At 63.8% G+C, this 22,777-nt stretch carries 20 protein-coding genes and 1 tRNA gene; 14 read left to right on the forward strand and 7 right to left on the reverse strand.

Going from position 1 to position 22,777, the window contains the following annotated elements; translation table 11 throughout:
• Nucleotides 1-52 precede the first annotated feature (52 nt).
• From AC07PQ_RS05715 to AC07PQ_RS05730, 4 genes are all read left to right on the forward strand, one after another.
• Nucleotides 53-1,468: a sensor domain-containing diguanylate cyclase gene (locus tag AC07PQ_RS05715; RefSeq protein WP_493185164.1), complete on the forward strand. Its 1,416-nt coding sequence runs from the start codon at nt 53-55 to the stop codon at nt 1,466-1,468.
• A gap of 249 nt (nt 1,469-1,717) precedes the next feature.
• Nucleotides 1,718-2,815: a carboxynorspermidine decarboxylase gene (nspC, locus tag AC07PQ_RS05720; protein ID WP_087089297.1), complete on the forward strand. Its 1,098-nt coding sequence runs from the start codon at nt 1,718-1,720 to the stop codon at nt 2,813-2,815.
• A gap of 26 nt (nt 2,816-2,841) precedes the next feature.
• Nucleotides 2,842-4,077: a saccharopine dehydrogenase family protein gene (locus AC07PQ_RS05725; RefSeq protein ID WP_062822877.1), complete on the forward strand. Its 1,236-nt coding sequence runs from the start codon at nt 2,842-2,844 to the stop codon at nt 4,075-4,077.
• A 300-nt stretch (nt 4,078-4,377) separates the two neighbouring features.
• Nucleotides 4,378-4,782 (forward strand): DUF1801 domain-containing protein, encoded by a 405-nt coding sequence (locus tag AC07PQ_RS05730; RefSeq protein WP_493185163.1) that lies wholly within the window; start codon nt 4,378-4,380, stop codon nt 4,780-4,782.
• Nucleotides 4,783-4,849: 67 nt separating this feature from the next.
• On the opposite strand, the gene AC07PQ_RS05735 is transcribed toward AC07PQ_RS05730, so the two are convergent.
• Complete coding sequence (locus AC07PQ_RS05735; RefSeq protein WP_493185162.1) at nt 4,850-5,392, reverse strand: Hsp20/alpha crystallin family protein; 543 nt, start codon at nt 5,390-5,392, stop codon at nt 4,850-4,852.
• 499 nt (nt 5,393-5,891) lie between these two features.
• Here AC07PQ_RS05735 and hemB point away from each other — a divergent pair, with 499 nt between their 5' ends.
• Nucleotides 5,892-6,866 carry a porphobilinogen synthase gene (hemB, locus tag AC07PQ_RS05740; RefSeq protein ID WP_493185161.1) on the forward strand — a complete coding sequence of 325 codons (975 nt, stop codon included), beginning with the start codon at nt 5,892-5,894 and terminating at the stop codon, nt 6,864-6,866.
• A 155-nt stretch (nt 6,867-7,021) separates the two neighbouring features.
• Here hemB and AC07PQ_RS05745 read toward each other — a convergent pair whose 3' ends face one another.
• The 3 genes from AC07PQ_RS05745 to AC07PQ_RS05755 are packed head-to-tail and all read right to left on the reverse strand — an operon-like array spanning nt 7,022 to nt 9,611.
• Nucleotides 7,022-8,542 carry an FAD-dependent oxidoreductase gene (locus tag AC07PQ_RS05745; RefSeq protein WP_493185160.1) on the reverse strand — a complete coding sequence of 507 codons (1,521 nt, stop codon included), beginning with the start codon at nt 8,540-8,542 and terminating at the stop codon, nt 7,022-7,024.
• A 52-nt stretch (nt 8,543-8,594) separates the two neighbouring features.
• Nucleotides 8,595-9,209, reverse strand: a complete 615-nt coding sequence (locus AC07PQ_RS05750) for a LysE family translocator (RefSeq protein ID WP_493185159.1) — start codon at nt 9,207-9,209, stop codon at nt 8,595-8,597.
• 33 nt (nt 9,210-9,242) lie between these two features.
• A complete protein-coding gene (locus AC07PQ_RS05755) occupies nt 9,243-9,611 on the reverse strand; it encodes a VOC family protein (RefSeq protein WP_493185158.1) in 369 nt (122 codons plus the stop codon).
• 186 nt (nt 9,612-9,797) lie between these two features.
• Between AC07PQ_RS05755 and AC07PQ_RS05760 the strand changes: the two genes are divergently transcribed.
• On the forward strand, nt 9,798-10,895 hold the full coding sequence (locus tag AC07PQ_RS05760; RefSeq protein WP_493185157.1) for a DUF1615 domain-containing protein: 1,098 nt from the start codon (nt 9,798-9,800) through the stop codon (nt 10,893-10,895).
• Nucleotides 10,896-10,992: 97 nt separating this feature from the next.
• On the opposite strand, the gene AC07PQ_RS05765 is transcribed toward AC07PQ_RS05760, so the two are convergent.
• Nucleotides 10,993-11,433 carry a phage infection protein gene (locus tag AC07PQ_RS05765; RefSeq protein WP_493185156.1) on the reverse strand — a complete coding sequence of 147 codons (441 nt, stop codon included), beginning with the start codon at nt 11,431-11,433 and terminating at the stop codon, nt 10,993-10,995.
• 354 nt (nt 11,434-11,787) lie between these two features.
• Nucleotides 11,788-12,576: a DUF4349 domain-containing protein gene (locus tag AC07PQ_RS05770; protein WP_493185155.1), complete on the reverse strand. Its 789-nt coding sequence runs from the start codon at nt 12,574-12,576 to the stop codon at nt 11,788-11,790.
• 216 nt (nt 12,577-12,792) lie between these two features.
• Between AC07PQ_RS05770 and AC07PQ_RS05775 the strand changes: the two genes are divergently transcribed.
• Nucleotides 12,793-13,206, forward strand: coding sequence for a PaaI family thioesterase (locus AC07PQ_RS05775; protein WP_007932643.1), 414 nt, complete (start codon nt 12,793-12,795; stop codon nt 13,204-13,206).
• A 56-nt stretch (nt 13,207-13,262) separates the two neighbouring features.
• Here the strand turns inward: AC07PQ_RS05775 and rtcR are convergent, their stop codons facing one another.
• Nucleotides 13,263-14,870: an RNA repair transcriptional activator RtcR gene (rtcR, locus tag AC07PQ_RS05780; protein WP_493185154.1), complete on the reverse strand. Its 1,608-nt coding sequence runs from the start codon at nt 14,868-14,870 to the stop codon at nt 13,263-13,265.
• Between the two features lie 204 nt (nt 14,871-15,074).
• On the opposite strand from rtcR, the gene AC07PQ_RS05785 reads away from it, so the two are divergent.
• The 7 genes from AC07PQ_RS05785 (at nt 15,075) to AC07PQ_RS05815 (ending at nt 22,759) form a co-directional block, all read left to right on the forward strand.
• The gene (locus AC07PQ_RS05785) at nt 15,075-16,625 is read left to right on the forward strand and encodes an RNA-binding protein (RefSeq protein ID WP_123574082.1); all 1,551 of its coding nucleotides are present in this window, start codon (nt 15,075-15,077) and stop codon (nt 16,623-16,625) included.
• Nucleotides 16,626-17,064: 439 nt separating this feature from the next.
• A tRNA-OTHER gene (locus AC07PQ_RS05790) sits at nt 17,065-17,201 on the forward strand.
• Between the two features lie 124 nt (nt 17,202-17,325).
• A complete protein-coding gene (locus AC07PQ_RS05795; RefSeq protein ID WP_493185153.1) occupies nt 17,326-18,552 on the forward strand; it encodes an RtcB family protein in 1,227 nt (408 codons plus the stop codon).
• A gap of 4 nt (nt 18,553-18,556) precedes the next feature.
• A complete protein-coding gene (locus AC07PQ_RS05800) occupies nt 18,557-19,900 on the forward strand; it encodes a HEAT repeat domain-containing protein (protein ID WP_493185152.1) in 1,344 nt (447 codons plus the stop codon).
• A gap of 71 nt (nt 19,901-19,971) precedes the next feature.
• Nucleotides 19,972-20,760: a nucleotidyltransferase domain-containing protein gene (locus AC07PQ_RS05805; RefSeq protein ID WP_493185151.1), complete on the forward strand. Its 789-nt coding sequence runs from the start codon at nt 19,972-19,974 to the stop codon at nt 20,758-20,760.
• An 8-nt stretch (nt 20,761-20,768) separates the two neighbouring features.
• The gene (rtcA, locus tag AC07PQ_RS05810) at nt 20,769-21,845 is read left to right on the forward strand and encodes an RNA 3'-terminal phosphate cyclase (protein WP_493185150.1); all 1,077 of its coding nucleotides are present in this window, start codon (nt 20,769-20,771) and stop codon (nt 21,843-21,845) included.
• Nucleotides 21,845-22,759 carry a hypothetical protein gene (locus tag AC07PQ_RS05815; protein WP_493185149.1) on the forward strand — a complete coding sequence of 305 codons (915 nt, stop codon included), beginning with the start codon at nt 21,845-21,847 and terminating at the stop codon, nt 22,757-22,759. The genes rtcA and AC07PQ_RS05815 overlap by 1 nt, the downstream gene beginning before the upstream one ends.
• Nucleotides 22,760-22,777: the final 18 nt, after the last annotated feature.

The following is a 22,777-nucleotide window of genomic DNA, read 5'->3' on the forward strand; positions in this document are numbered from 1 at the left end:
TTGCCCCAGTCGAGATCCCTACGACCAATAGCAATAAAACAGGGTGCCGGTGATGCAAGAAGTGGTAACCAAGGTTTTCTCTGGCTTCGACAAGATAAAAGTCTCGGTGTCGATGTTTGTCCTGTGTTTGTTGGCGGGGGCTTTTGTTGTCGTCAAATTGAATTCGGCCGCGCGCGAGGCTGACTCGGCCCATACCATTCAAGTAGCCAGCAGTTACGCCAGTTCGATCGAAAAAGTCATACAGCACGCTTTGTCATCGACCCATACCCTGGCGGTCATGGTTCATCAGGGCGAGGGCAGGGTCCCGCACTTTGAACGGCTAGTGCGCTACATGCTGCCTATGTACAAAGGCGCCTTTGCGCTGTCGCTGGCGCCGGAGGGCGTGATCCGGCAAATAGAGCCGGCCGCTCCCAATATCCTGATCAAGAACCATGATCTTTTCGAGGGCAAGGATCGGGTCGAAGTCATCAAGAACGTTCGCGAAGGCGAGTTGCGGTTCCGCGGGCCGTTCACCTTGATCCAGGGGCCGCAGGGTGCGATAGGAACGTTGCCGGTATTTCTGCAAGAACCGAATGGCAGGAAGTACTTCTGGGGGTACACGGTCGTGACCTTGAAGTTTCCGGATGCCTTTGCCGACTCCGATTTGCCGTCCCTGGAGAAGCTGGGTTATGCCTACAGGTTTTCCGGGGTGAACCCGGAAACCGGGCAGGAAGAGGTGATCCAGGCATCCGCCGCGCCCTTGGGCGCGGCGGCCGCGCGCATTCCGGTAACCCTGTACGAGGCGCAGTGGGAGCTTCGGGTTTCCAGGATCGCCGACTGGCGAAATACCGGTCTGCTGCTGTTCCAGGCTTTTCTGGTGCTGCTGGGGGCCACGCTGATGGCCTGGCTCGCTTACTCCCTGGCGACCTTGGACCAGCAGCGAAAAAGACTGCATGAAATCGCCATGTATGACCCCTTGACCCACCTTCCCAATAGACGGCTGCTGGGCATGAAGCTCGATGCGATTCTCGAAAGAGTGCAAGGGCGCAACGCCAAGGTGGTGGTCTGCTATCTGGACCTGGATGGCTTCAAGTTGGTCAACGATAACCTGGGGCATGCGGCGGGTGACCAGTTGCTGATCATCATCGCCGATCGCCTGCAGTCCTGTCTGAGGGAATGTGACCTTCTGGCACGCGTGGGCGGCGATGAGTTCGTTGTGGTCCTGGATGACCTTGGATCGATCGACGAAGTGGCCCCGATTCTCGACCGGATTATTCATGTGGTCGGCCAGCCGCTGATGATCTCGGGAGTGAAGGCCGATGTTTCCGCAAGCCTCGGCGCGGCGTTCTACCAGACCCATGGGGTGGAAGCGGATCAGCTGTTACGGGCCGCGGACCAGGCCATGTACCTGGCCAAGAAACTGGGGAAAAACAGATACGTGTTCGCGCAAAGCGAGGGGCCGGGCAGGGTTGCCCAAGTCGGCAAATGACCGCCAATCATCGGGCTGTCTGCGTAGCTGGGCCACAAAGCGGTTCGACCGGTCGGACCTGCCACCGGGGCATTTGTCATCAGTCCTCGGAGGGTACCCGGCGATGCCCGGAACGGACCTGCGGGCGGCTTGCTCCGAGCATGAGACGAAGCCCTGACTCAGCGAACTGACCGTCCGCCCTTTCGATATGCCTTCAGTGAAGGCACAATGCGCATCCTTTTTTTGGCTGGCCTGGCCGGAGGCCTCGAAATGATCAAAACGCCGTACTACCTCATCGACAAACAGAAACTGCTCGGCAACATGGAGAAGATCGCCTACGTGCGCGAACAGTCCGGCGCCAAGGCCCTGCTGGCGCTCAAGTGCTTCGCCACCTGGTCGGTGTTCGACCTGATGCAGCAGTACATGGACGGCACCACCTCGTCGTCGCTGTACGAGCTCAAGCTCGGCCGGCAGAAGTTCGCCGGCGAGACCCATGCCTACAGCGTGGCCTGGGCCGACGACGAAATCGAAGAGATGCTCGACAACTGTGACAAGATCATCTTCAACTCCATCGGCCAGCTGCAGCGCTTCGCCGAGGCGTCCGCGGGCAAGGTCCGCGGTCTGCGGGTCAACCCCCAGGTGAGCAGTTCCGATTACCTGCTGGCCGACCCGGCGCGTCCGTTCAGCCGCCTGGGCGAATGGGACCCGGTGAAGGTCGAGGCGGTCATCGAGCAGATATCCGGCTTCATGTTCCACAACAACTGCGAGAACGCCGACTTCGGCCTGTTCGACCAGATGCTGGGCACCATCGAGGAACGCTTCGGCCACCTGCTGCACAAGGTCGAATGGGTCAGCCTCGGCGGCGGCATCCACTTCACCGGCGAAGGCTACGACCTGGACGCCTTCTGCGCGCGCCTCAAGGCGTTCTCCGAGCAGTACGGCGTGCAGGTCTACCTGGAGCCGGGCGAAGCGGCGATCACCCAGAGCGCGTCGCTGGAAGTCACCGTGCTCGACACCCTCTACAACGGCAAGCACCTGGCGGTGGTCGACAGCTCCATCGAGGCGCACATGCTCGATCTTTTGATCTATCGCCTGAACGCCAAGCTGGCCCCCAGCGCGGGCGAACACACCTACATGGTGTGCGGCAAGTCTTGCCTGGCCGGAGACATCTTCGGCGAGTATCAATTCGATCGTCCGCTGACCATCGGCGATCGGCTGTCGTTCGTTGACGCGGCGGGTTACACCATGGTCAAGAAAAACTGGTTCAACGGCCTGAAAATGCCGTCCATCGTAGTGAAACAACTCGACGGTAGTGTCGAGGTGGTTCGTGAATTTGGGTTCGAAGACTACCTGTCCAGCCTCTCGTAAGCTGGCGGAAAGGAGAGATAAAGAAATTGAAGAAGAACGTTCTTATCATTGGTGCAGGAGGTGTCGCCAAGGTGGTGGCCCACAAGTGCGCGCAGCACAACGACGAACTCGGTCGTATTGCTATCGCGTCGCGCAACATCTCCAAATGCCAGGCCATCATCGACAGCGTCAAGGCCAAGGGCAGCCTCAAACAGCCTGCTGAAATCAAGGCCTATGCGCTCAATGCGCTGGATATCGAGGCGACCAAGGCGCTGATCCGCGAGACCGAATCGCAGATCGTCATCAACGTCGGCTCCGCCTTCCTCAACATGTCGGTGCTGCGTGCCTGCATCGATACCGGCGTGGCCTACCTGGACACCGCCATTCACGAAGAACCGGGCAAGATCTGCGAGACGCCGCCCTGGTATGGCAACTACGAGTGGAAACACCTCGAGGAATGCCAGCAGAAGAACGTCACCGCCATTCTTGGCGTGGGCTTCGATCCGGGCGTGGTCAACGCCTATGCGGCCCTGGCCAAGCAACAGTATTTCGACCGCATTGATTCGATCGACATTCTCGACGTCAATGCCGGTTCCCATGGCAAATATTTCGCCACCAATTTCGATCCGGAAATCAATTTCCGTGAATTCACCGGGCAGGTGTGGAGCTGGCAGGACAGCCAGTGGACCAGCAACACCATGTTCGAAGTCAAGCGTACCGACGACCTGCCGGTGGTCGGTTCGCAGAACCTGTACCTGACCGGTCACGATGAAGTGCACTCGCTGTCGAAGAACCTCGACGTGCCCAACGTGCGCTTCTGGATGAGCTTCGGCGAGCACTACATCAACGTGTTCACCGTGCTCAAGAATCTCGGCCTGCTCTCCGAGCAACCGGTCAAGACCGCCGAAGGCCTGGAAGTGGTGCCGCTGAAAGTGGTCAAGGCCGTGCTGCCCGATCCTGCGTCGCTGGCGCCGGGCTACACCGGCAAGACCTGCATCGGCGATCTGGTCAAGGGCACCAAGGATGGCCAGCCGCGCGAAGTGTTCATCTATAACGTGGCCTGCCACGAAGAAGCCTTTGCCGAAACCGACAGCCAGGGCATTTCCTACACCGCAGGCGTACCGCCGGTGGCCGCGGCCCTGCTGGTGGCCCGTGGCGAGTGGGACGTGCAGCGCATGGTCAACGTCGAGGAGCTGCCGGCCGAGCCGTTCCTCAAGGCGCTGGACCTGATGGGCCTGCCGACCCGGGTCAAGGACGAGCACGGCGACCGTCCGTGGAACTGATTCACCTCTCGCTGTAAAGAAACCAGGTGCGCATGGATGGCGTGCCTGGCTCTCGATTCCCGCTACTCCCTCCTGTCAAGACAACTGCCTCCTGCCTTCAATCTCAGGGGCGCCAGCGTATCCGAGCGACGCCAGAAGCAAGCCCGCATCGTGGGCGTGCGGCGCCTGAAGACGGAAATCCCCATGCCAAAAAACAAACCGGGCACCGCGCTGCCGGTGTGACGCTCGTCGGTTACCTGGAGGGAAATGCCCCGTCAGCGATACTCAAATGTCGGGCGACCCCTCCAGAGGATGACCAGGATGAAGAAACAGAGCAGCGACGCCACGCCGGCAGAGCAGAGCGGTTGCGCTTCACAGCTGATAGACGGGCGCATCGAAGAGCTGGGCGACTGGCGCGGCGAGAGGCTGGCCCGGGTCCGGGGGCTGATCCGCCAGGCCGACCCGCAGGTGGTCGAGGAGTGGAAGTGGCGCGGGGTGCCGGTGTGGTCCCACGGCGGCATCCTCTGCACCGGCGAGACCTACAAGAACGTGGTGAAACTGACCTTCGCCAAGGGCGCCGCGCTGGACGATCCGGCAGGCCTGTTCAACGCCAGCCTCGAGGGCAATACCCGGCGGGCGATCGATCTGCATGAGGGTGACAAGCTTGACGAGGCCGCCTTGAAGGCGCTGATCCTGGCGGCCGTGGCGCTCAATACGACGCGCTGAGCGGATGTGCCGGCCGGCACAAAAAAGCCCCTTGCCGTTTTCCCGGCAAGGGGCTGGCTGGCCTGGGTCATTCGCCTTTGATCTGCACGACCTTGTCCGCCGTCATGGCGGCGGGTTTTTTCGGCAGCGAGATACTCAGCACGCCTTTGCTGAAGCTCGCCTCGATCTTTTCGGCATCGACCCCTTTGGGCAGGTTGAACACCCGCTCGAAGGAACCGTAATGACGTTCGCTCAGGTGATAGCCTTTTCTGTTTTCTTGGGTTTCCTCGCGCTTTTCACCCTTGATGACCAGGCTGCCGTCAGAGAGTTTGATCTCGATATTCTTCTGATCCATGCCGGGTAATTCGGCAGTGATTTCGAAGCTCTCGTCTTTCTCGGTGATGTCGACGGCAGGCATGCCGCGGCCGATCAGCTCGCGCCGCCAGAACGGATCCACATCGAACAGCCCGCGGCTGAAGGGTGACAGGCCGGGGCCGCGATTGAAGTCATCGAACAGGTGATCGACCTGTTGCCGCAGTTTTTCCAGGGGTTGCCACAGGTCGCTCATGCTCGAGCGCCGGGTGGCCTTGTCTTCAGTCTGGATCGGCATTTTTTTCACGGAGTTGGTCATTTTCGCTTCTCCTCCCGGGTCAAGGGGCGGGCCGCGAACGTCCCTGTGGCGACCCGACACGACAGAACGACAACCGGGCTCACAGCCTGCAAGCCCGGTTCTTGTGCCCGCGACAGCCATCGCGCGAATGTGCTGCCAGGGAGCTCGACTGGAATCCTCGATGTCGTCCCCGGCAGATGATTCGCCCGGGCCCGCTTCTATCGGGCGCAAGGTCCTGCACACGCGGCGAGCACGTGCCGCAGGCACTGGTCTTCAAGGCCGGCCTGCGCAGCTCTGCGTGTCTTATTTAGATCGAAAATCGACGCGACAGTTTCGCCGTGGAGCATTTGCCTGACAGGCGTAACCCCCTGCTTTCACGGCATTGTTACCAAAGCGCAAACACAGTTTTGGCGACGCGGTGTTTGTGCCGGTCGGGGCTTGGGGCATAAGCTTCGCTCTTTTTGGCTGCGGTCTTTTCGCGCCCAGCCTCGTCTTACTTGGCCTGCCCTGAGGAAATCCCATGTCCAGCCAGTTCCCCCAAGCCCGTCCCCGTCGCCTGCGCCGCAGCGAACAGATGCGCAGCCTGTTCCAGGAAACCGAGTTCACCCTCAACGACCTGGTGCTGCCGATTTTCGTCGAGGAAGAGATCGACGATTTCGTGCAGATCAAGAGCATGCCGGGGGTGATGCGCATTCCGGAATCGAAGCTGGCCGGGGAGATCGAGCGTTACGCCCGCGCCGGGATCAAATCGGTGATGACCTTCGGCGTGTCGCACCACCTGGACAGCAACGGCAGCGACACCTGGAACGACAACGGCCTGGTGTCGCGCATGTCGCGGATCGCCAAGGACGCAGTGCCGGAAATGATCGTGATGTCCGACACCTGCTTTTGCGAGTACACCGACCACGGCCACTGCGGCGTGCTGCACGGCCATGAAGTGGACAACGACCAGACCCTGGTCAACCTCGGCAAGCAGGCGGTGGCCGCGGCCCGCGCCGGCGCCGATGTGATCGCGCCGTCGGCGGCCATGGACGGGCAGGTCCAGGCCATCCGCCGCGCCCTGGATGAGGCCGGCTTCAGCCAGACCGCGATCATGGCCTATTCCACCAAGTTCGCCTCGGCGCTCTACGGTCCGTTCCGCGAGGCCGGCGGCAGCGCGTTGAAGGGCGACCGCAAGAGCTACCAGATGAACCCGATGAACCGCCGCGAAGCGGTGCGCGAGTCCTTGCTGGACGAGCAGGAAGGCGCGGACTCGCTGATGGTCAAGCCGGCCGGCGCTTACCTGGACATCATCCGCGACATCCGCGAAGCCTCGCGCCTGCCGGTGACGGCGTACCAGGTCAGCGGCGAGTACGCGATGATCAAGTTCGGCGCCCAGGCCGGGGCCATCGACGAAGCGCGGGTGGTGCGCGAAAGCCTGGGCTCGATCAAGCGTGCCGGCGCCGACCTGATCTTCACCTACTTCGCGATGGACCTGGCGCTCGCCGGGATCTGACGCGCTCCAGCGGTGTTCCAGATGTAAATGTATCGCCCTCAAGGGCCCTATCGCGGGCAAGCCTCGCTCCTACCGATTTTGTAGGAGCGAGGCTTGCCCGCGATGACGTCAATCCAGGCGCTGCATAATCCCGTCGACGAATTTATCTGCCCCCCTCACAGCGTAATCTTGTGCTCCTCGAAATACCGTTCCAGCACCTTCGGGTCCGCCGATTTCTCCGCCAGCGCCACGTAAGTGTCCGGCCGCAGCAGGTAGAAGCCGTTGCGCGCGAGGCCAGCGGCCTGGTGCGCCGGTTCCCAGTCGAACACCGTCAGCGGCATCTGCCGCTCGGCGCACCAGGCGCGCAGGGCGTCGCTGGTGACGCCGTACACATGCACCTGCCACCCCAGGTAGTCGAGGCTGGCGAAATTGTCGGTGACCGCGCCGTGGGCCCAGGGCAGGCGGTCGCCGCCGTGGACATGGCCGGCGCTGCCGCAGCTCAGGGGCATGTCGCGGTAGTTGAGGGTGATCTGCGACACCGTGCGAAACAGGAACTCGCGCGCCGCTTCCACCGCAGTCACCTTGGGGATCAGCAGCGGCGCCAGGCGGGTGCGCAGCAGGTTGGCGATCGGCCCGTCGGCGGTGACGAAGCTGAACACCCGGTCGGTGGTGGCCACCAGGCGCCGGGCGAATTCGATGCGTTCGAACTCATAGGTCGCCAGCAGGTGCTCCTCGGCCTTGCCGTTGAGCACCGCGGCGAGCTTCCAGGCCAGGTTGATGGCGTCGCCGATCCCGGTGTTCATGCCCTGGCCGCCGGCCGGGCTGTGCACGTGGGCGGCATCGCCAAGCAGAAAGGCGCGGCCGCTGAAGAAGCGCTCGGCCACCCGATGATGCACGCGGTAGGTGGAGAACCAGTTGACCTTGTCGACCTGGACCTTGAGGTTGTCCATGGCGCGCCGGCTGACGTCCTCGAACCTGAGGGTTTGCGCCTGTTCGGCACGTTCGTCGCGCACCGTGCCGATCAGCCGTGCCCGGCCTTCGCCGGCCAGCGGAAAGACCGCGAGGAAGTCCGCCTCGTCGAGGTCCGCGTGCAACTCGCCATTGAGCGCCGGCCCGCGGGCGTCGACATCGGCCACATAAAACACCTGCTGATAGGTGCCGCCGGGAAAGTCGAGGCCCAGGGTCTTGCGCACTGTCGAATGGGCGCCGTCGCAGCCGGCCAGGTAGAAGGCCTGGCAGGTTTCCTCCTGGCCGTCGGGGCCGCGCAGCTGGGCGCTGACCAGGTGGCCGTGGTCGATGAAGCCCAGCAGTTCGGTCTGGCGCTCGACCGTCACGCCGAAACGCTGCAGACGCTCGATCAGCAGTTGCTCGTGCTGGTCTTGCGGGTAGATTTCCAGGAAGGGGTAGGGCGTCAGGTCGGCGCCGATGCTGCTCAGGGGCAGGTGGGCGGCCTGTTCGCCCTTGACCCAGAGGTTGGCGGCCGGCACCCGGTGACCCTGGTCGAGGATGGCCTGGGTCAGGTCCAGCTGGCGGTACAGCTCAAGGGTCCGGGCCTGCACCGCCAGGGCCCGGGAGGTGGTGCCGGGGCCGGCGGTCTGGTCGAGGATGCGCACCTTGACCCCTTGCCGGCTCAGCCACAGCGCTAGAACCAGGCCGGTGGGGCCGGCGCCAATGATCAGTACGTCGCTGCGGTTCATGTCCTTGCCCTCGTCGAGAGATCAATGTCATGCCGGTTTCGTGTACCAGGTTTCAGCGCTGGGCGAACGCCAGGTTCAGGCCCAGGGCGGCGAAGCTCGCGGCAAAGCTGCGGCGCAGCCAGTTCTGCACCTGGGGCGATTCGATCACCGCCTTGCGGAACAGGTTGGCCAGCAGGCCGTAGACCACGAATACAGCGAAGGTCATCGCCATGAACACACCGCTCAGGCCGAGCATCTGCATGGCCGGCGACGGGCCGTCGTGGCGGATGAACTGCGGCAGGAAGGCCAGGAAGAAAATCGTCAGCTTGGGGTTGAGGATGTTCAGCAGGCAGGCCTTGAGCACCAGGCCGCCAGCGCTGGTGGCAGGAGCGCTGGTGTCCACGGCGAAGGCCGAGCGGTCGCGCCAGGTGGCGTAGGCCAGGTACAGCAGGTAGGCGACCCCCGCGAACTTCAGGCCCTGGAAGGCCAGCGCGCTGGTGTGCAGGATGGCCGACAGGCCCAGCACCGAGGCCAGCAGGTGCGGGACTATCCCGGCGGTGCAGCCGATGGCGGTGAACAGGCTGGCGCGCTTGCCGGCCACCAGCGCCGTGGAAATGGTCAGGATCACGCCGCTGCCGGGGATCAGCACGACGATCAGCGAGGTGATGAGAAAATCCAGTGAGAGCATGGCGCAGGGAACTCCAGGACAGGTAAAGGACGCTCAGGTCTGGCTGAACACTTCCAGCAGGTGGCCGTCGGGGTCATCAAAATACACCCGGCGTCCGCCTTCGTGGCGGTTGATTTCATTGGGTCGCTGCTTGCCCGGGTCGGCCCAGAACGCCAGGTTGCGCTGGCGAATGCGTTGCAGTATCGGTTCGAAGTCGTCGGCGGCGACCAGAAAGGCGTAGTGCTGGGAAGCGATGGGCGGGTCGTTGTCGTAGTAATCCAGGGACACGCCGTTATCCAGCTGCACCACCAGCATCGGGCCGAAGGGCACAGGTGGCGGCAGGCCGAGCACCTGCACGAGAAAATCCGCCGACCGTTGCTTGTCGCGGCACCAGACGATGGTGTGGTTGAGTTGCACGCTCACGATGGGCCCCCTGTGTTGTTTTTCTGTGGGCGATGAGGTTTCAGATTAGGTGAAATTCGCCGTCGGTCACGGGGAATGCTCAAATGGCCTGTCGCTGGCACGGAACAGCGCGGCGCCTTGAGGGTCGATATCCGCGGCGACGCATGCACCTCAAGCGCGGGCCACCTTCGGAATTACTGGGAAGCCATGTCTATAAAACCTCTGCATTCACTTCGCTGGGCCGCTGTCGCGGCCTCGCTGGCCCTGGCCGGCTGTGCCGGCCAGTTCGGTTCAAAGGCGCCGGCGCCCAGCCCGGCCCAGGTCCAGGCTCAGGTGGCGCGCCTGTTGCCGGCCAAGGTCGCCGATCGTCAGGGCTGGGCCCGGGATATCCAGGTGGCCTTTACCGCCCAGGGCATCGAGCCGAGCAAGAGCAACCTCTGCGCGGTATTGGCGGTGGCCGAGCAGGAGTCGACCTATCAGGTTGACCCGCCGGTGCCGGGGCTGGGCAAGATCGCCCGCAGCGAAATCGACCGCCGCGCGGCCAAGGTGCATGTGCCGTCGATGCTGGTCAGTGCGGCGTTACAGGTGCGTTCGCCGAACGGCAAGTCCTACAGCGAGCGCCTGGCCGGGGCGCGCACGGAGAAGGAACTGAGCACGATCTTCGACGACTTCATCGGCAGCGTGCCCATGGGCAAGACCCTGTTCGGCGGTTTCAACCCGGTGAACACCGGCGGGCCGATGCAGGTCAGCATCGACTTCGCCGAGCAGCAGGCGCGCAATTACCCCTACAGCGTGGACGGCTCGATCCGCCGCGAGGTGTTCAGCCGGCGTGGCGGCATGTATTTCGGCATCGCCCACTTGCTCGGTTACCCGGTGAATTACCCGCAGCCGCTGTACCGCTTCGCCGACTTCAACGCCGGCTGGTACGCCAGCCGCAATGCCGCGTTCCAGAACGCCCTGAGCGTGGCCTCGGGGATTTCCCTGGCGCTGGACGGCGACCTGATCCGCTACGACTCGATCATGCCCGGCAGCACCGAGCTGGCGGCGCGCGCCCTGGGCAAATCCCTGGACATGCGCAACCCGACCATTCGCAACCAGCTGGAGAAGGGCAACAGCCTCGAGTTTGAGGACACCACGCTGTACAAGCGGGTATTCGCCTTGGCCGATCAGGCCCAGGGCAAGGCTTTGCCGCGGCAGATCCTGCCGGGTATCCAGCTGAAGAGCCCGAAGATCACCCGCAAACTGACCACCGCCTGGTTCGCCAAACGGGTGGACGAGCGGTATCAGCGGTGCATGGCGAGGTGAGGGTGATAGCGATCGATCGGGGAATCCCGACGCCCTGAAATGAAAAAAGCCCGGCTGATAAGGCCGGGCTTTTTTTCGAGTACTGCGGACCGCGCAATCATACGGCGCGACGCTCGATCAGACGGTCGGAACCACCTTCAGCTACACGACGTTCGATCAGACGATCTGCACCACCTTCAGCGACGCGACGCTCGATCAGACGATCAGCACCACCTTCAGCGACACGGCGCTCGATCAGACGATCGGAGCCACCTTCGGCAACGCGGCGTTCGATCAAGCGATCGGAACCACCTTCGGCAACACGGCGCTCGATCAAGCGATCAGAACCACCTTCCGCAACACGGCGTTCGATCAAGCGATCGGAACCACCTTCGGCTACACGGCGTTCGATCAAGCGATCGGCGCCACCTTCGGCGAGACGTTTTTCAATCAGGCGATCCGAGCCGCCTTCGGCGACCACCGGGTAGGCCGAGGACGCGGCAAAAGCGTTTGCTGCAAGAACCGAGAAAGCGATGCTGAGAAGAATTTGGCGTTTCATGGTGGTGTGCTCCGGGGTGTTGTTTGGTTGGTATGGAGCAGATGTTACGTGGCGGATTTTTTTTGAGAATTTCATTGGGTCGATGGTGACCATCGACGCCAATGATAGCTGCGGGAAGGCCTGGAATAGAGCCTCGCATTAAGTTCGGGGGGCAGGCCGCGGTGCGGATCGCGAGCAAGCTCGCTCCTACAGAGAGGGCGGCATCCTCCAGCACCCATGTCTCATGCCTTGCGCGTTACCTGTAGGAGCGAGCTTGCTCGCGATAAAAATCCCAGGCCCCGCCGTTGCCAAACGCCAACATAAAAAAGCCCGGCACATCAGGCCGGGCTTTTTATCGGGTTGCGCTCCATCGACTCAACGACGGCGCACGAACCGGCGCCACAGCCAGACCCAGATCATCACCAGCGGGAAGGCCAGGATCAGGAACGGCAGCACATAGCTGCCTTTCTCCAGGGCTTCGGCGGTGCCGTAGGCGAGGTTGTCCAGCAGGTTGTCGAAGGCCTGTTGCAGTTTCGAGCCGCGCTGGCTGCTGTCGGTGGGCACAAAGTTCAGGGTCAGGCGGTTGGTGTCGAGCCGGCGCTGGTGCCCGGCGGCGACCTGGGCCAGGGCCTGCAGGTCGTTCTCGATGCTCGCCTGTTCCTTGCTCAGGGCGATCAGGTCGCTGACGGTGATGTCCTTGCGCGCTGCCAACTGGTCGAGGCGTTGCTGCTGGGCCTTGAGCCGTTCCTGCTGGCGCTGCACGTCGGCCACGGCGTCGGCCAGGTCTTCGGCGCTGGTGATGCGTTCACCGATCTCGGCGCCCTGGGCGGCCAGCGCGACTATCGGTTCGACGCCGTCGGGCACGATACGCAGGATCACCTGGGCGCGGTACTGGCCTTGTTGCAGGCGCAGGATATTGCAGGCGCCGAACGTGGCGTTTTCGCAGGCTTCGCGGGTGGCGGCCAGGCGCGGCGCGATCTGCGCCGAGGGCAGCGACAGGCTCAGTTCATGTTCATAGGCCAGTTGCGCGCCGGCCTTGCCCTGGGCGCCGCCGACCGCCACCGAGGACGAACGATCGCTGGGGGAACAGGCGGCCAGCAGGGTGCTGAGCAGCACCACGGCGAGGCTGCGCAGCGGGGTGGGGGTGTCGTCCTGAGGGTGCATGGTCGCTCCTTGAAATAAATGATCGTGCCCGGGGCAGGCGGGACGGCTGCGTATCTTATCGTCGATTGCCCGGGGAGGGGCGGATGTCGTGTCGCCGCGACTTATCGCCAGGGATTTGCCGGATGGATTCGGCTGGGCGCGGGCACCGCTTCGGGGTACACCTCGGGGACCGATGACCCGTGCCTCGGTCATCGCCATCGGCAACGGAGACCCGTCATGAGCTCGCTCGAGTTACCCGAAGGTTATGCCCCCTTGTCCCGCAGCAGCCCGCTGCTGGAGCTGATCGGACCGGTGTATTGCCGTGGCAGCGGCCTGCAGCTGGAGATCGGCCTGCGCGCCGACCGCCGTCACGCCAACGGTCGTGGCACCGTGCACGGCGGCATCCTCGCCACCCTGGCCGATATCGGCATGGGCTACGCCATGGCCTTCGCCAGCGACCCGCCGCTGCCGCTGATCACCGCCAGCATGCACCTGGACTACCTCGGCGCGGTGCAGGTCGGCGAGTGGATCGACGTGCGCCTGGAACATTCCAAGCGCGGCCGGCAGATGGCCTTTGCCACCGTCACCCTGCAGGTCGGCGAGCGGGTGGTGGCCAGGGCCAACGCGGTGTTCGCGGTGCCCGGCGGTTGAGAGTGGACGTATCGCCAGCGACAGCTTTGTGTAGCCGCTGCCGCAGGCAGTTCTCCTTAATCCGCGGGCGCCACTATCTGCTTCCACTCCAGGCCGAAGCGCGCCAGGTACTTGCGCAGGCGGTCGGCGTCATTGGGCTGGGCCTTGGTCTGGCGGGACACGCCAAACAGCTTGCGCCCGGCATCGGACAGGCTGTCGGCCTGGCGGCAGACTTCGATCACCGCCTGCAGTTGCAGGCGGTCGAACAGGTCGAGTTCGGCCGTGTCGCCCAGCAGGGTGGCCAGCGGATCCTGCTCCTGGCTCAAGCCCCAGGCATACCGTAGCCGCTCGATTTCTTCCTCGGCCTGGGCTTCGTCGATACGCCCGCTGTCGGCCAGGGTGGCCATGCGGGTAATGGACGCCGACAGCTCGCGGAAGTTGCCCAGCCACGCCGCCTCGCTGGAACTGGCAAACGCCAGGTAGCGCCGCCGTGCCTCGAGGTTGAAGCGCACCAGGCGCCCTTGCTCGCGGGCGTGGCGTTCCAGTTCGAAATCGATGTTTGGCTCGATGTCCTCGCGCCGCCCGGCCAGCCCCGGCAGGTTGAAGGTCCAGAGGTTGATCCGCGCATACAGGTCCTCGCGGAACAGGCCCTGGGCGACTCGGCCGCGCAGGTCGCGGTGGGTGCCGGCGATGATCAGGAAGTCGCTGTCCACTTCCTTGTCCGAGCCCATGGGGAAGAAGCGTTTCTCCTCGATGGCCTTGAGCAGCATCGCCTGTTCATCGAGCCCCAACTCGCCAATCTCGTCGAGAAACAGCATGCCGCCGTCCGCTGCCCGCAGCAGGCCGTCGCGGGCGTTCTGGGCGCCGGTGAAGGCGCCCTTGATATGCCCGAACAACGCCGACATGGCGCCGTCGCCGCGCAGGGTGGCGCAGTTGACCTCGACAAAACGCCCCTGGACCTGATGCCGGCCGCGCTTGAGTTCATAGATGCGCCGGGCCAGGAACGACTTGCCGGCCCCGGTGGGGCCGATCAGCAGCATCGGTGCCCTGGAGCGCAGGGCCACCCGCTCGATCTGTTCGATGGAACGGTTGAACGCGGCGTTGCGGGTGGCGATCCCGGACTTGAGGAAGGCCAGGCCCTCCAGGCGTTTGCCGGCGAAGCGCGAGGCGATGCGGTCGTAGCGCGACAGGTCGAGGTCGATCAGGGCGTGGGTGCCGGTGGCGTGCTGCTCCGGGTCGCGGCGCCGCGCCGGTGAGGTCTGGATCAGCCGCGCCGGCAGGTAGCGCGCCTCGGTCAGCAGGAACCAGCAGATCTGTGCCACGTGGGTTCCGGTGGTGATGTGCACCAGGTAGTCCTCGCGCTCGGTGTCGAAGGGGTAGGCGCTGGTGAAGTCGTGCAGGGCGCCGTACACCTCTTCGAAATCCCAGGGGTTCTTCAGGCCCATGGGGTGCAGGCGCACCTCGGTCTGCGGCGATACCTGGCGAATGTCGTTGGCCACCCGCTCGGCCAGGCTGACGTCCCGGGCGTCAATGCCGTGGATCAGCTCCAGGCGGTGGATCAGCACGTCCTGCTGCTGGCACAGGCCGACACTGGGGCGCCAATGGTTCCAGCGGTTGGCGCCCTTGCCGACGCGATCGAGGGTGGAACCGACAAAACCTATGGCGACCGTGGGCTTGCCCGACATGTTTATACCTGAAGATAAAAAACGATAAACAAAGATATAAAATTATCAGAAGCTTTGTCTCGCAGACTCGCCAAGGAAAAATCATCTAAAAATAAAATCGTTATAAATCAATCATTTAAAAAATAATTCGCGGAAAAAAATAAAACTGGCACAGCGGCTGCAATCTCTCTGGCAACGAACAAGACAACAGAGCGAGACGCCAAGATGGCCAACTTCCAGCTGTTCAACACCCAACAGGCCAAAGCGCCAGCGAGCAACACCCTGAACGCCGCCCAGGCCCCGGCCTATGCCTACAACGCCAAGCATCGCCTGGCCCAACTGGCGGTGACCGGTTGCTTGAACTCGACCTTCTACACCTCGCCCGAAGGTCAGCTGGAAGCGGTGCTGCAACTGGTGAACGAAGTCGACAGCCGTTTCGTCGCCCAGGCCGCGCGTTACGCTCGGCAACAGGGTCATATGAAAGACATGCCGGCCTTGCTGCTGGCGGCGTTGACCGCGCAACGCTCGGCCCTGGTGCCGGAGCTGTTCGCCCAGGTGGTGGACAACGGCAAGATGCTGCGCAACTTCGTGCAGATCCTGCGCAGCGGGGCGACCGGGCGTAAATCCCTGGGGTCGCAGCCCAAGCGCCTGGTGCAGAACTGGTTGAACAGCGCCACCGAGCGTCAGCTGTTGCAGGCTGCGGTGGGCAACCAGCCGTCGCTGGCGGACGTGGTCAAGATGGTTCACCCCAAGCCAGGCGAGGCCTGGCGCGCAGCCTTCTTCGCCTGGTTGATCGGCAAGCCGGTGGATGCGCAGGCGTTGCCTGAGCTGACCCGCGCCTTGCTGGCCTTTCGCAGCGGTGCGACCACGGCGGTGCCGCAGGTGCCGTTCCAGTTGCTCGGCAATGAAACCCTGAGCCGCGAGCAATGGGCCGAACAGGCGCACAATATGGGCTGGCAGGGGCTGCGCATGAACCTCAATACCCTGGCCCGCCACGGTGCGTTCCAGGTGCCGGGTTGCACCGAGTATGTGGCGGCGCGGCTGGCGGATGCCGCCGAAGTGGCCAAGGCCCGGGTCTACCCGTACCAGTTGCTGGCGGCCTACCGTATGGCCGGAGACGAGGTGCCGCAGCCGGTGCGCGAGGCGTTGCAGGATGCCCTGGAACTGTCGCTGGCCAACGTGCCGGCGCTGCAAGGCGCGGTGGTGGTGTGCCCGGATGTCTCGGGGTCGATGCACAGCCCGGTCACCGGTTATCGCCAGGGCGCCACCACGGCGGTGCGTTGCATCGATGTGGCGGCCCTGGTGGCGGCAGCGGTGTTGCGCAAGCAGCCGGCGGCGCGGGTCATGCCGTTCGAGGTCGGGGTGGTGGATATCCGCCTCAACCCGCGGGACAGCGTGATGAGCAATGCGCAGAAACTGGCGGCCATCGGCGGTGGCGGGACCAACTGCTCGGCGCCCCTGGCACAACTGGCCAACGCCAAGTGCAAGGTGGACACCCTGATCCTGGTCTCGGACAACGAGTCGTGGATCGATGCGCGGCGCCATGGGGCGACCGAGACCCTGCGCCAGTGGGAGCGGATCAAGGCCATCAACCCGCAGGCGCGGCTGGTGTGCATCGATATGCAACCCGGGGCCACCACCCAGGCGCCGGACCGCGAGGACATCCTCAACGTCGGCGGTTTCAGTGACGCGGTGTTCGATGTGATCCAGCAGTTCACCGCAGGCAACTACGGTGCGCAGCACTGGGTCGAGGCGATCGAGGCGATGGCGCCCTGATCGGCAAGGCATGAGATAAACCGTGCGCCGCTCACCCGGCGCACGCCGAAGAATTTTTGTTCATAGGCCCCGAATGCCGCTGTGACTACATCCAAAGACGTCTCAGCAAATCTTGTCAGGGCCTGTGAAGGCACGAATGCCAGTGGCTGTACATCCTGGTTATGCCGGTTCGATTCCGGCGATCAGTCACTCCTTTTGTCGTGCCACCTTTTTTTGTTTTGCGATTTCAGCGACGAATGCTGATGGAACTACATCCCAGATTCGTGATGCGGGTTCGAGTCCCGCCGGTGCCTGAAAAGGCGCCGTAGTTCAAAGGTCAGAACACGAGTGCACGGTTTCATCGACCCTTGTCGTCGCAGTTTTTTCTCCCGCCCGAGCGGGATGGCAGCGAATGCCACAGGTACTACATCGTGTCGCGGGTTCGAATCCCGCCAGCCGCAAGGCTGTAGCTCAGTCGGTAGAGCGCATGTGCCTGTTCTCTTGTCGCTGTCCGCAGGCCTGGCCTGCACCGATTGACCCGGCGAATGCCGGTGGAACTACAGGACAGCGTGGTCGCGGGTTCGATTCCCGCCAACCGCAAGGGGCTAGCTCAGTGGCAGAGCGCGCTGCATGTTCCGCCTTCACGGGTCGCCGTTTTATGCCGGACCACCGGCCACCGAACAAGGCTGGATTTTCAGCCACAGAAAAAAGAGTCAGGAACATGGAACACAAGACCTACCAACTGCTGGAAGTCGCCAACGGCAAGCCGATCAAGATGTGGACCGAGGGCGTGCCCGTGGAAAACGAAGCCCGCCAGCAACTGATGAACACCGCGAAGATGCCGTTCATCTTCAAGCACCTGGCGGTGATGCCGGATGTGCACCTGGGCAAGGGCTCGACCATCGGCAGCGTGATCCCCACCCTGGGCGCGATCATCCCGGCGGCAGTCGGGGTGGATATCGGTTGCGGCATGATCGCCGCCCGCACTTCGCTGACCGCAGCCGACCTGCCGGATAACCTGCACGGTTTGCGCAGCGCCATCGAACAGGCGGTGCCCCATGGCCGCACCTCGCCGCGCAGCGGCCGCGACAAGGGCGCCTGGGGCGACGTGCCGCGCCAGGCCGACCACGCCTGGGCGGCCTTGCAGCCACGCTTCAAGGCGATCACCGACAAGTACCCGGCGCTGGCCAACAGCAACAACCGCCAGCACCTGGGCACCCTCGGCGGCGGCAACCACTTCATCGAGGTCTGCCTGGATGAGGCCAACCGGGTCTGGTTCATGCTCCACAGCGGTTCCCGTGGCGTGGGCAACGCCATCGGCAACCTGTTCATCCACCTGGCCCAGGCGGACATGCGCCAGCACATCGCCAATCTGCCGGACCGCGACCTGGCCTACTTCGAGGAAGGCAGCCAGCACTTCGACGATTACGTCGAGGCCGTGGCTTGGGCCCAGGATTTTGCCCGGCACAACCGTGAACTGATGATGCAGTTGGTGATCCAGGCCACCCGCCAGGTGATCCGCAAGCCCTTCGAGGTGGCGCTGGAGGCCGTGAACTGCCACCACAACTACGTGCAGAAGGAGCGTCATTTCGGTGAAGAGGTGCTGGTGACCCGCAAGGGCGCGGTATCGGCGAAGAAGGGCGAGCTGGGGATCATCCCGGGATCGATGGGCGCCAAGAGCTTCATCGTTCGCGGGCTGGGCAACGAGGAGGCGTTCTGCTCCTGCAGCCACGGTGCCGGGCGCACCATGAGCCGCACCAAGGCCAAGAACACCTTCACCCTGGCCGACCAGATCCGCGCCACCGCCCATGTGGAATGCCGCAAGGACACCGCGGTGATCGATGAAATCCCGATGGCCTACAAGGACATCGACCACGTCATGCACGCTCAGCGCGAGCTGGTGGAAGTGCTGCACACCCTGCGTCAGGTGGTGTGCGTCAAGGGGTAGAACAATGCACGACATGGACGCAGTGATAGAGGCCCCGCCCAGTTGGCATTACCAGCTGAGCGACTACGAAGCCCGCCGGGTGCGGGAAGTGATGGATACCCTGGACAGGCACAGCGCCTGGCTGGAACTGAGCCGCTTCGGCAATGGGTTCGTGCGGCAGGCGGCGGTGCGAGGGTTGTCCGCGCAGCCATCGGCCGAGGCTTTGGCCGCCTTGCTGGAACGCCTCAACGATTGGGTGCCCCAGGTTCGCCAGGAGGCGGCTGCGGCCGTCGAGGCGTATTGGGCGCCGGAGCACGCCGGGCTGCTGTTGCAGACCCTGGCACCGTTGCTGGCCCTTACCAGCAAGCGGCGGGCCGACCACGGCGCGACTCTGGAGCGGGCCACCGCGGTGTTGCAACTGGCCCAGGTGCGCGACGAAGTGCAAGGGGCCTTTGGCGATTGCCGGGGCAAGGCTGCGCGCTTTGTCTTCGAGCTGTTGCTCAAGGGCGTCGAGGACCGGCCGGCGCTGCTGGCCATGGCGTTGCACCACCCCGAGGTCAGCGTGCGGCAGATGGCAGTGGATGCCTGCGCCGAACTGCCCGACGAGCAGGCGGTGCCTTTGCTGGAAGCGGTGATGCGCAGCTGTGGCGCCAGTGTGCGGGTCAAGGCCTTGCGGCTGCTGTTGTCACGCTTGGCCGATTGTCGCGGGTACCTGGCGCAGGCCCTGCTCGACCCTTCGGGGGCCTTGCGTTGCCTGGCCCATTGGGCCGCGCCACACCATGGGCTGGACCCACGGCAAGTGCTGCTGGCCCGGTTGCAGCAGCCGGCTCCGGGCAACAAGCGCCAGTGGCTGGGCCTGCTGGGGCTGGTCAAGGAACTGCGGGAGCCACAGGCCGACGCCATGCTGCAACAGACCCTGGCCTCGAAGGCGCTGAACGTGCGCCTGCTGGCCCTGCAGACCCTCGGCGAACGTGGCCTGGCCCAGCAGCTGGCGGCCCTGGACGATCCGTCGGACAAGGTCTTCGACTGCGCCCTCGGCCTGCTGCGCGAGCAGCCCTGGTCGGCGTTCGAGGAGGCCCTGGAACAGCGTCTGGACCAGCACTGGCATGCGCTGCCGAAGGCGCGTCGCTGGGCCTTGCTGGGGCTCAAGCCGGGCTGGCGCCAGTTGCAGTACTTGCTGTGTCGCCTGGATCGGGCGGGCAGCGAAGCCGCTTATTGGCGCGAGACCCTGGCCCGTTGGTGCGATGCCCGTTACGCGATGTTCGACCCGGTGACCCCCAAGCCACTGCGAGAAGCACTGGCGCAGCGGTTGCAGGCGATGGAGGAGGCCGGTGAAGTGCCTCGGGGATCGCTCAAGCGCCTGTTGTGAATACCGATGTACAAGGCGATCAGGCCAGCGCTGAGGTGCTGGCGATCGTCGATTGAACAGGACAAGGAATCATGCAATTCAATGAACGCTACCCGCTGAGCAGCGCCATGCGCGAGCGGGTACTGGATGAGCTGGCGCGGATCGAGCGCGAGCGTAACGTGCAGGTGTTGTATGCCTGCGAATCGGGCAGCCGTGCCTGGGGTTTTGCCTCCACCGACAGCGATTACGATGTGCGGTTCGTCTATGTGGAGAAGCCCGAGTGGTTCATCCAGGTGGACACCGGGCGGGACGTGATCGAGCGGCCGCTGGACGACGAGCTGGACATCAGCGGCTGGGAATTGCGCAAGACCCTCGGGTTGCTGCGCAAGTCCAACCCGACCCTGCTGGAGTGGCTGGATTCGCCCCTGGTGTATCGCAGCGAGCCGGCGGCAACCGCGCGTCTGCGAGAGTTGGCGGAGGCCTTCTACAGTCCGCCGGCGGCCCGTAATCATTACCTGTCGATGGCCAGGAAGAACTTCCGTGGCTACCTGCAAGGCGACAGCGTGCGGTTCAAGAAGTACTTCTACGTGCTCCGGCCGTTGCTGGCGGTGCGCTGGATCGATCAGGGGCGCGGCCGACCGCCGATGACCTTCGCCGAGCTGCTGGGCACCGTCGACCATCGGCCACTGCTGGACGAGGTGGATGAGTTGCTGGTCTTGAAGCGCAGCGCCGACGAGTCTGCTTACGGGCCGCGGCGCCCGGCGCTGCACGCCTTTATCGCCGCTGAACTGGAGCGCCCGGTGCCCAAGCTGGCGCGCACCCATCAAGACAACGCTGTGCTGGACGCCTACTTGCGAGACAGCGTCCGGCGTTATGCCTGAGGAATGTGATGAAACAGGATGTCATCGAACTGGACGGCGCCATTGGCGGCGGCCAGGTCCTGCGCAGTGCCCTGAGCCTGTCGATGCTCACCGGCAAGACCCTGCGCATCCACAACATACGGGCCCGGCGCAGTCGCCCGGGGTTGCTGCGCCAGCACCTGACCGCGGTGCTGGCGGCGGCGCAGGTCTGCGCGGCCAGGGTTTCGGGCGCCGAGCTGGGTTCCCGGGCGCTGACCTTCGAGCCGGGGCCGATTCGCGGCGGCGACTACCGTTTCGCCATCGGCACCGCCGGCAGCTGCACCCTGGTGTTGCAGACCCTGCTGCCAGCCCTGTTGCAAGCCCCGGAGCCCAGCCGCGTGAGCATCAGCGGCGGCACCCACAACCCGCTGGCACCGCCGGTGGATTTCCTCCAGCAGGCCTGGCTGCCGCAACTGCGGCGCATGGGCGGGCAGGTGGAGTTGCAGCTGCTGCGCCATGGCTTCGTTCCCGCCGGCGGTGGCGAGCTACAAGCCTTTATCCAGCCCTCGACCCTGCAACCCCTGCACCTGGAACAGCGTGGCGAGCTGCTCGGGCGTCGGGCCTGGGCCCTGAGCGCCGGCCTGCCGGAGCATGTGGCGGAGCGCGAATTGCGCCGGGTCGGCACTCGCCTGGAGCTGCCTCGGGAGCACCTGAGCCCGGTGCGCCTGGATGAGCAATGCGGCCCGGGCAACGTGCTGTTGCTGGAGTTCGTCTTCGAGCACCTGACCGAGCTGTTCAGCGGTTTTGGCCAGAGCAGCCTGCGGGCCGAAAGCGTGGCCGATCGCGCCATCGACCAGGCCCGGGACTGGCTGGATTCCGGCGCGGCGGTGGCCGAGCACCTGGCCGATCAACTGTTGCTGCCCATGGCCCTGGCCGGCGGCGGAAGCTTCACCACCCCGCGCATGAGCGAGCACCTGCAGAGCAATATCCGGGTGATCGAGGCATTTTTACCGGTGCGTATCGACTGTTCGACGGGCGCTCACGGGGTGCTGCGCATCGAGGTTCTACCCCGCGCCATTGAGCGCAATGTCTGCGTTGCCGGACCTACTGAACACGAGAGTATTTGATGACTATCACGGAAGTCTTTTTGCAGAAGAAACTGCGCCTTACCGAACAGCTGTTGCAGGGGTTCGATATTGCCAATGATCTGGCGGTCTACGGTCAGAAAACCACGATCAAGGACGGGGTGTCGCATAGCTATTTCGATGCAAAAACCTATCACCCCTCGTTGGTCCGCAAGTCTCTGGACAGCCATGAGCATCTCTCGATGTTCCCCGTGGTCTTTGACTATCTGGACCTGATAGTCGACCAGCACTACGGGACGAGCGACAAGTTGTTCCGGGACAAGCTGAGTATTTTCCGGCGCCAGAATCGGCAGCCCGATCCGTTGCTCAGGCATATCGAGGTCATGGTTTTCGATTACGCGATCACGGTGCGCAACAAGCTTGTCCATCACAAGACCCGATTTTCCGCGTGCGGCAAGTTTTTAGAAGTAAAAGGCGGCATGAGGCTGGAGATCGCGTGCTTCGGGATGCTCAACCGATTGATCCACTCTCTGGTGCAGCGTATGCGGGCTCCCAAACCGATGAGCCTTTATCGGCGGGCGCTGCTGGTGAGTGCTTATCGCGCGGTGTTCGGGCATCTGGATCGCAGGCTTGATGGGTTGCTTGCCAAGGGGCCACGGTTACCTTCGATGAATATCACCTATTCTCGTTATCTGGTTGATTTGGCCGAGGAGGAGGTGGCCGAGGACGTGGTGCTGTTCGATAAGCTGGCACGGTTTCCGGACCCTACCGGTTATCCCGATCGCCAAGCCTTCCTCAAGGTGCATCCGGACCCCGACCGCAAGATCATGTATGGCGGTTTCACCTATCGCCTGAGCTACCGTGGGACCGTTCTGCGCGTGCCGGCCGAGGCTGTTCACCAGCATCCGACCTATCGCCTCGCGGACTTCCGGCACTGGAGTGAACAACCCACGTAAGCCACCCGTCAGATGTAA

The organism is Pseudomonas sp. GW821-FHT09E12 (assembly GCF_059416085.1).

Excerpts from the sequence above, each read along its gene's own strand:
- AC07PQ_RS05745 (WP_493185160.1), bottom strand. The coding sequence starts at position 8,542 with ATGAACCGCAGCGACGTACTGATCATTGGCGCCGGCCCCACCGGCCTG.
- AC07PQ_RS05785 (WP_123574082.1), top strand. The coding sequence starts at position 15,075 with ATGGCCAACTTCCAGCTGTTCAACACCCAACAGGCCAAAGCGCCAGCG.
- AC07PQ_RS05770 (WP_493185155.1), bottom strand. The coding sequence starts at position 12,576 with ATGCACCCTCAGGACGACACCCCCACCCCGCTGCGCAGCCTCGCCGTG.
- AC07PQ_RS05730 (WP_493185163.1), top strand. The coding sequence starts at position 4,378 with ATGAAGAAACAGAGCAGCGACGCCACGCCGGCAGAGCAGAGCGGTTGC.
- hemB (WP_493185161.1), top strand. The coding sequence starts at position 5,892 with ATGTCCAGCCAGTTCCCCCAAGCCCGTCCCCGTCGCCTGCGCCGCAGC.
- AC07PQ_RS05760 (WP_493185157.1), top strand. The coding sequence starts at position 9,798 with ATGTCTATAAAACCTCTGCATTCACTTCGCTGGGCCGCTGTCGCGGCC.
- AC07PQ_RS05805 (WP_493185151.1), top strand. The coding sequence starts at position 19,972 with ATGCAATTCAATGAACGCTACCCGCTGAGCAGCGCCATGCGCGAGCGG.
- rtcA (WP_493185150.1), top strand. The coding sequence starts at position 20,769 with ATGAAACAGGATGTCATCGAACTGGACGGCGCCATTGGCGGCGGCCAG.
- AC07PQ_RS05715 (WP_493185164.1), top strand. The coding sequence starts at position 53 with ATGCAAGAAGTGGTAACCAAGGTTTTCTCTGGCTTCGACAAGATAAAA.
- nspC (WP_087089297.1), top strand. The coding sequence starts at position 1,718 with ATGATCAAAACGCCGTACTACCTCATCGACAAACAGAAACTGCTCGGC.
- AC07PQ_RS05735 (WP_493185162.1), bottom strand. The coding sequence starts at position 5,392 with ATGACCAACTCCGTGAAAAAAATGCCGATCCAGACTGAAGACAAGGCC.
- AC07PQ_RS05775 (WP_007932643.1), top strand. The coding sequence starts at position 12,793 with ATGAGCTCGCTCGAGTTACCCGAAGGTTATGCCCCCTTGTCCCGCAGC.
- AC07PQ_RS05800 (WP_493185152.1), top strand. The coding sequence starts at position 18,557 with ATGCACGACATGGACGCAGTGATAGAGGCCCCGCCCAGTTGGCATTAC.
- AC07PQ_RS05750 (WP_493185159.1), bottom strand. The coding sequence starts at position 9,209 with ATGCTCTCACTGGATTTTCTCATCACCTCGCTGATCGTCGTGCTGATC.
- rtcR (WP_493185154.1), bottom strand. The coding sequence starts at position 14,870 with ATGTCGGGCAAGCCCACGGTCGCCATAGGTTTTGTCGGTTCCACCCTC.
- AC07PQ_RS05765 (WP_493185156.1), bottom strand. The coding sequence starts at position 11,433 with ATGAAACGCCAAATTCTTCTCAGCATCGCTTTCTCGGTTCTTGCAGCA.
- AC07PQ_RS05795 (WP_493185153.1), top strand. The coding sequence starts at position 17,326 with ATGGAACACAAGACCTACCAACTGCTGGAAGTCGCCAACGGCAAGCCG.
- AC07PQ_RS05815 (WP_493185149.1), top strand. The coding sequence starts at position 21,845 with ATGACTATCACGGAAGTCTTTTTGCAGAAGAAACTGCGCCTTACCGAA.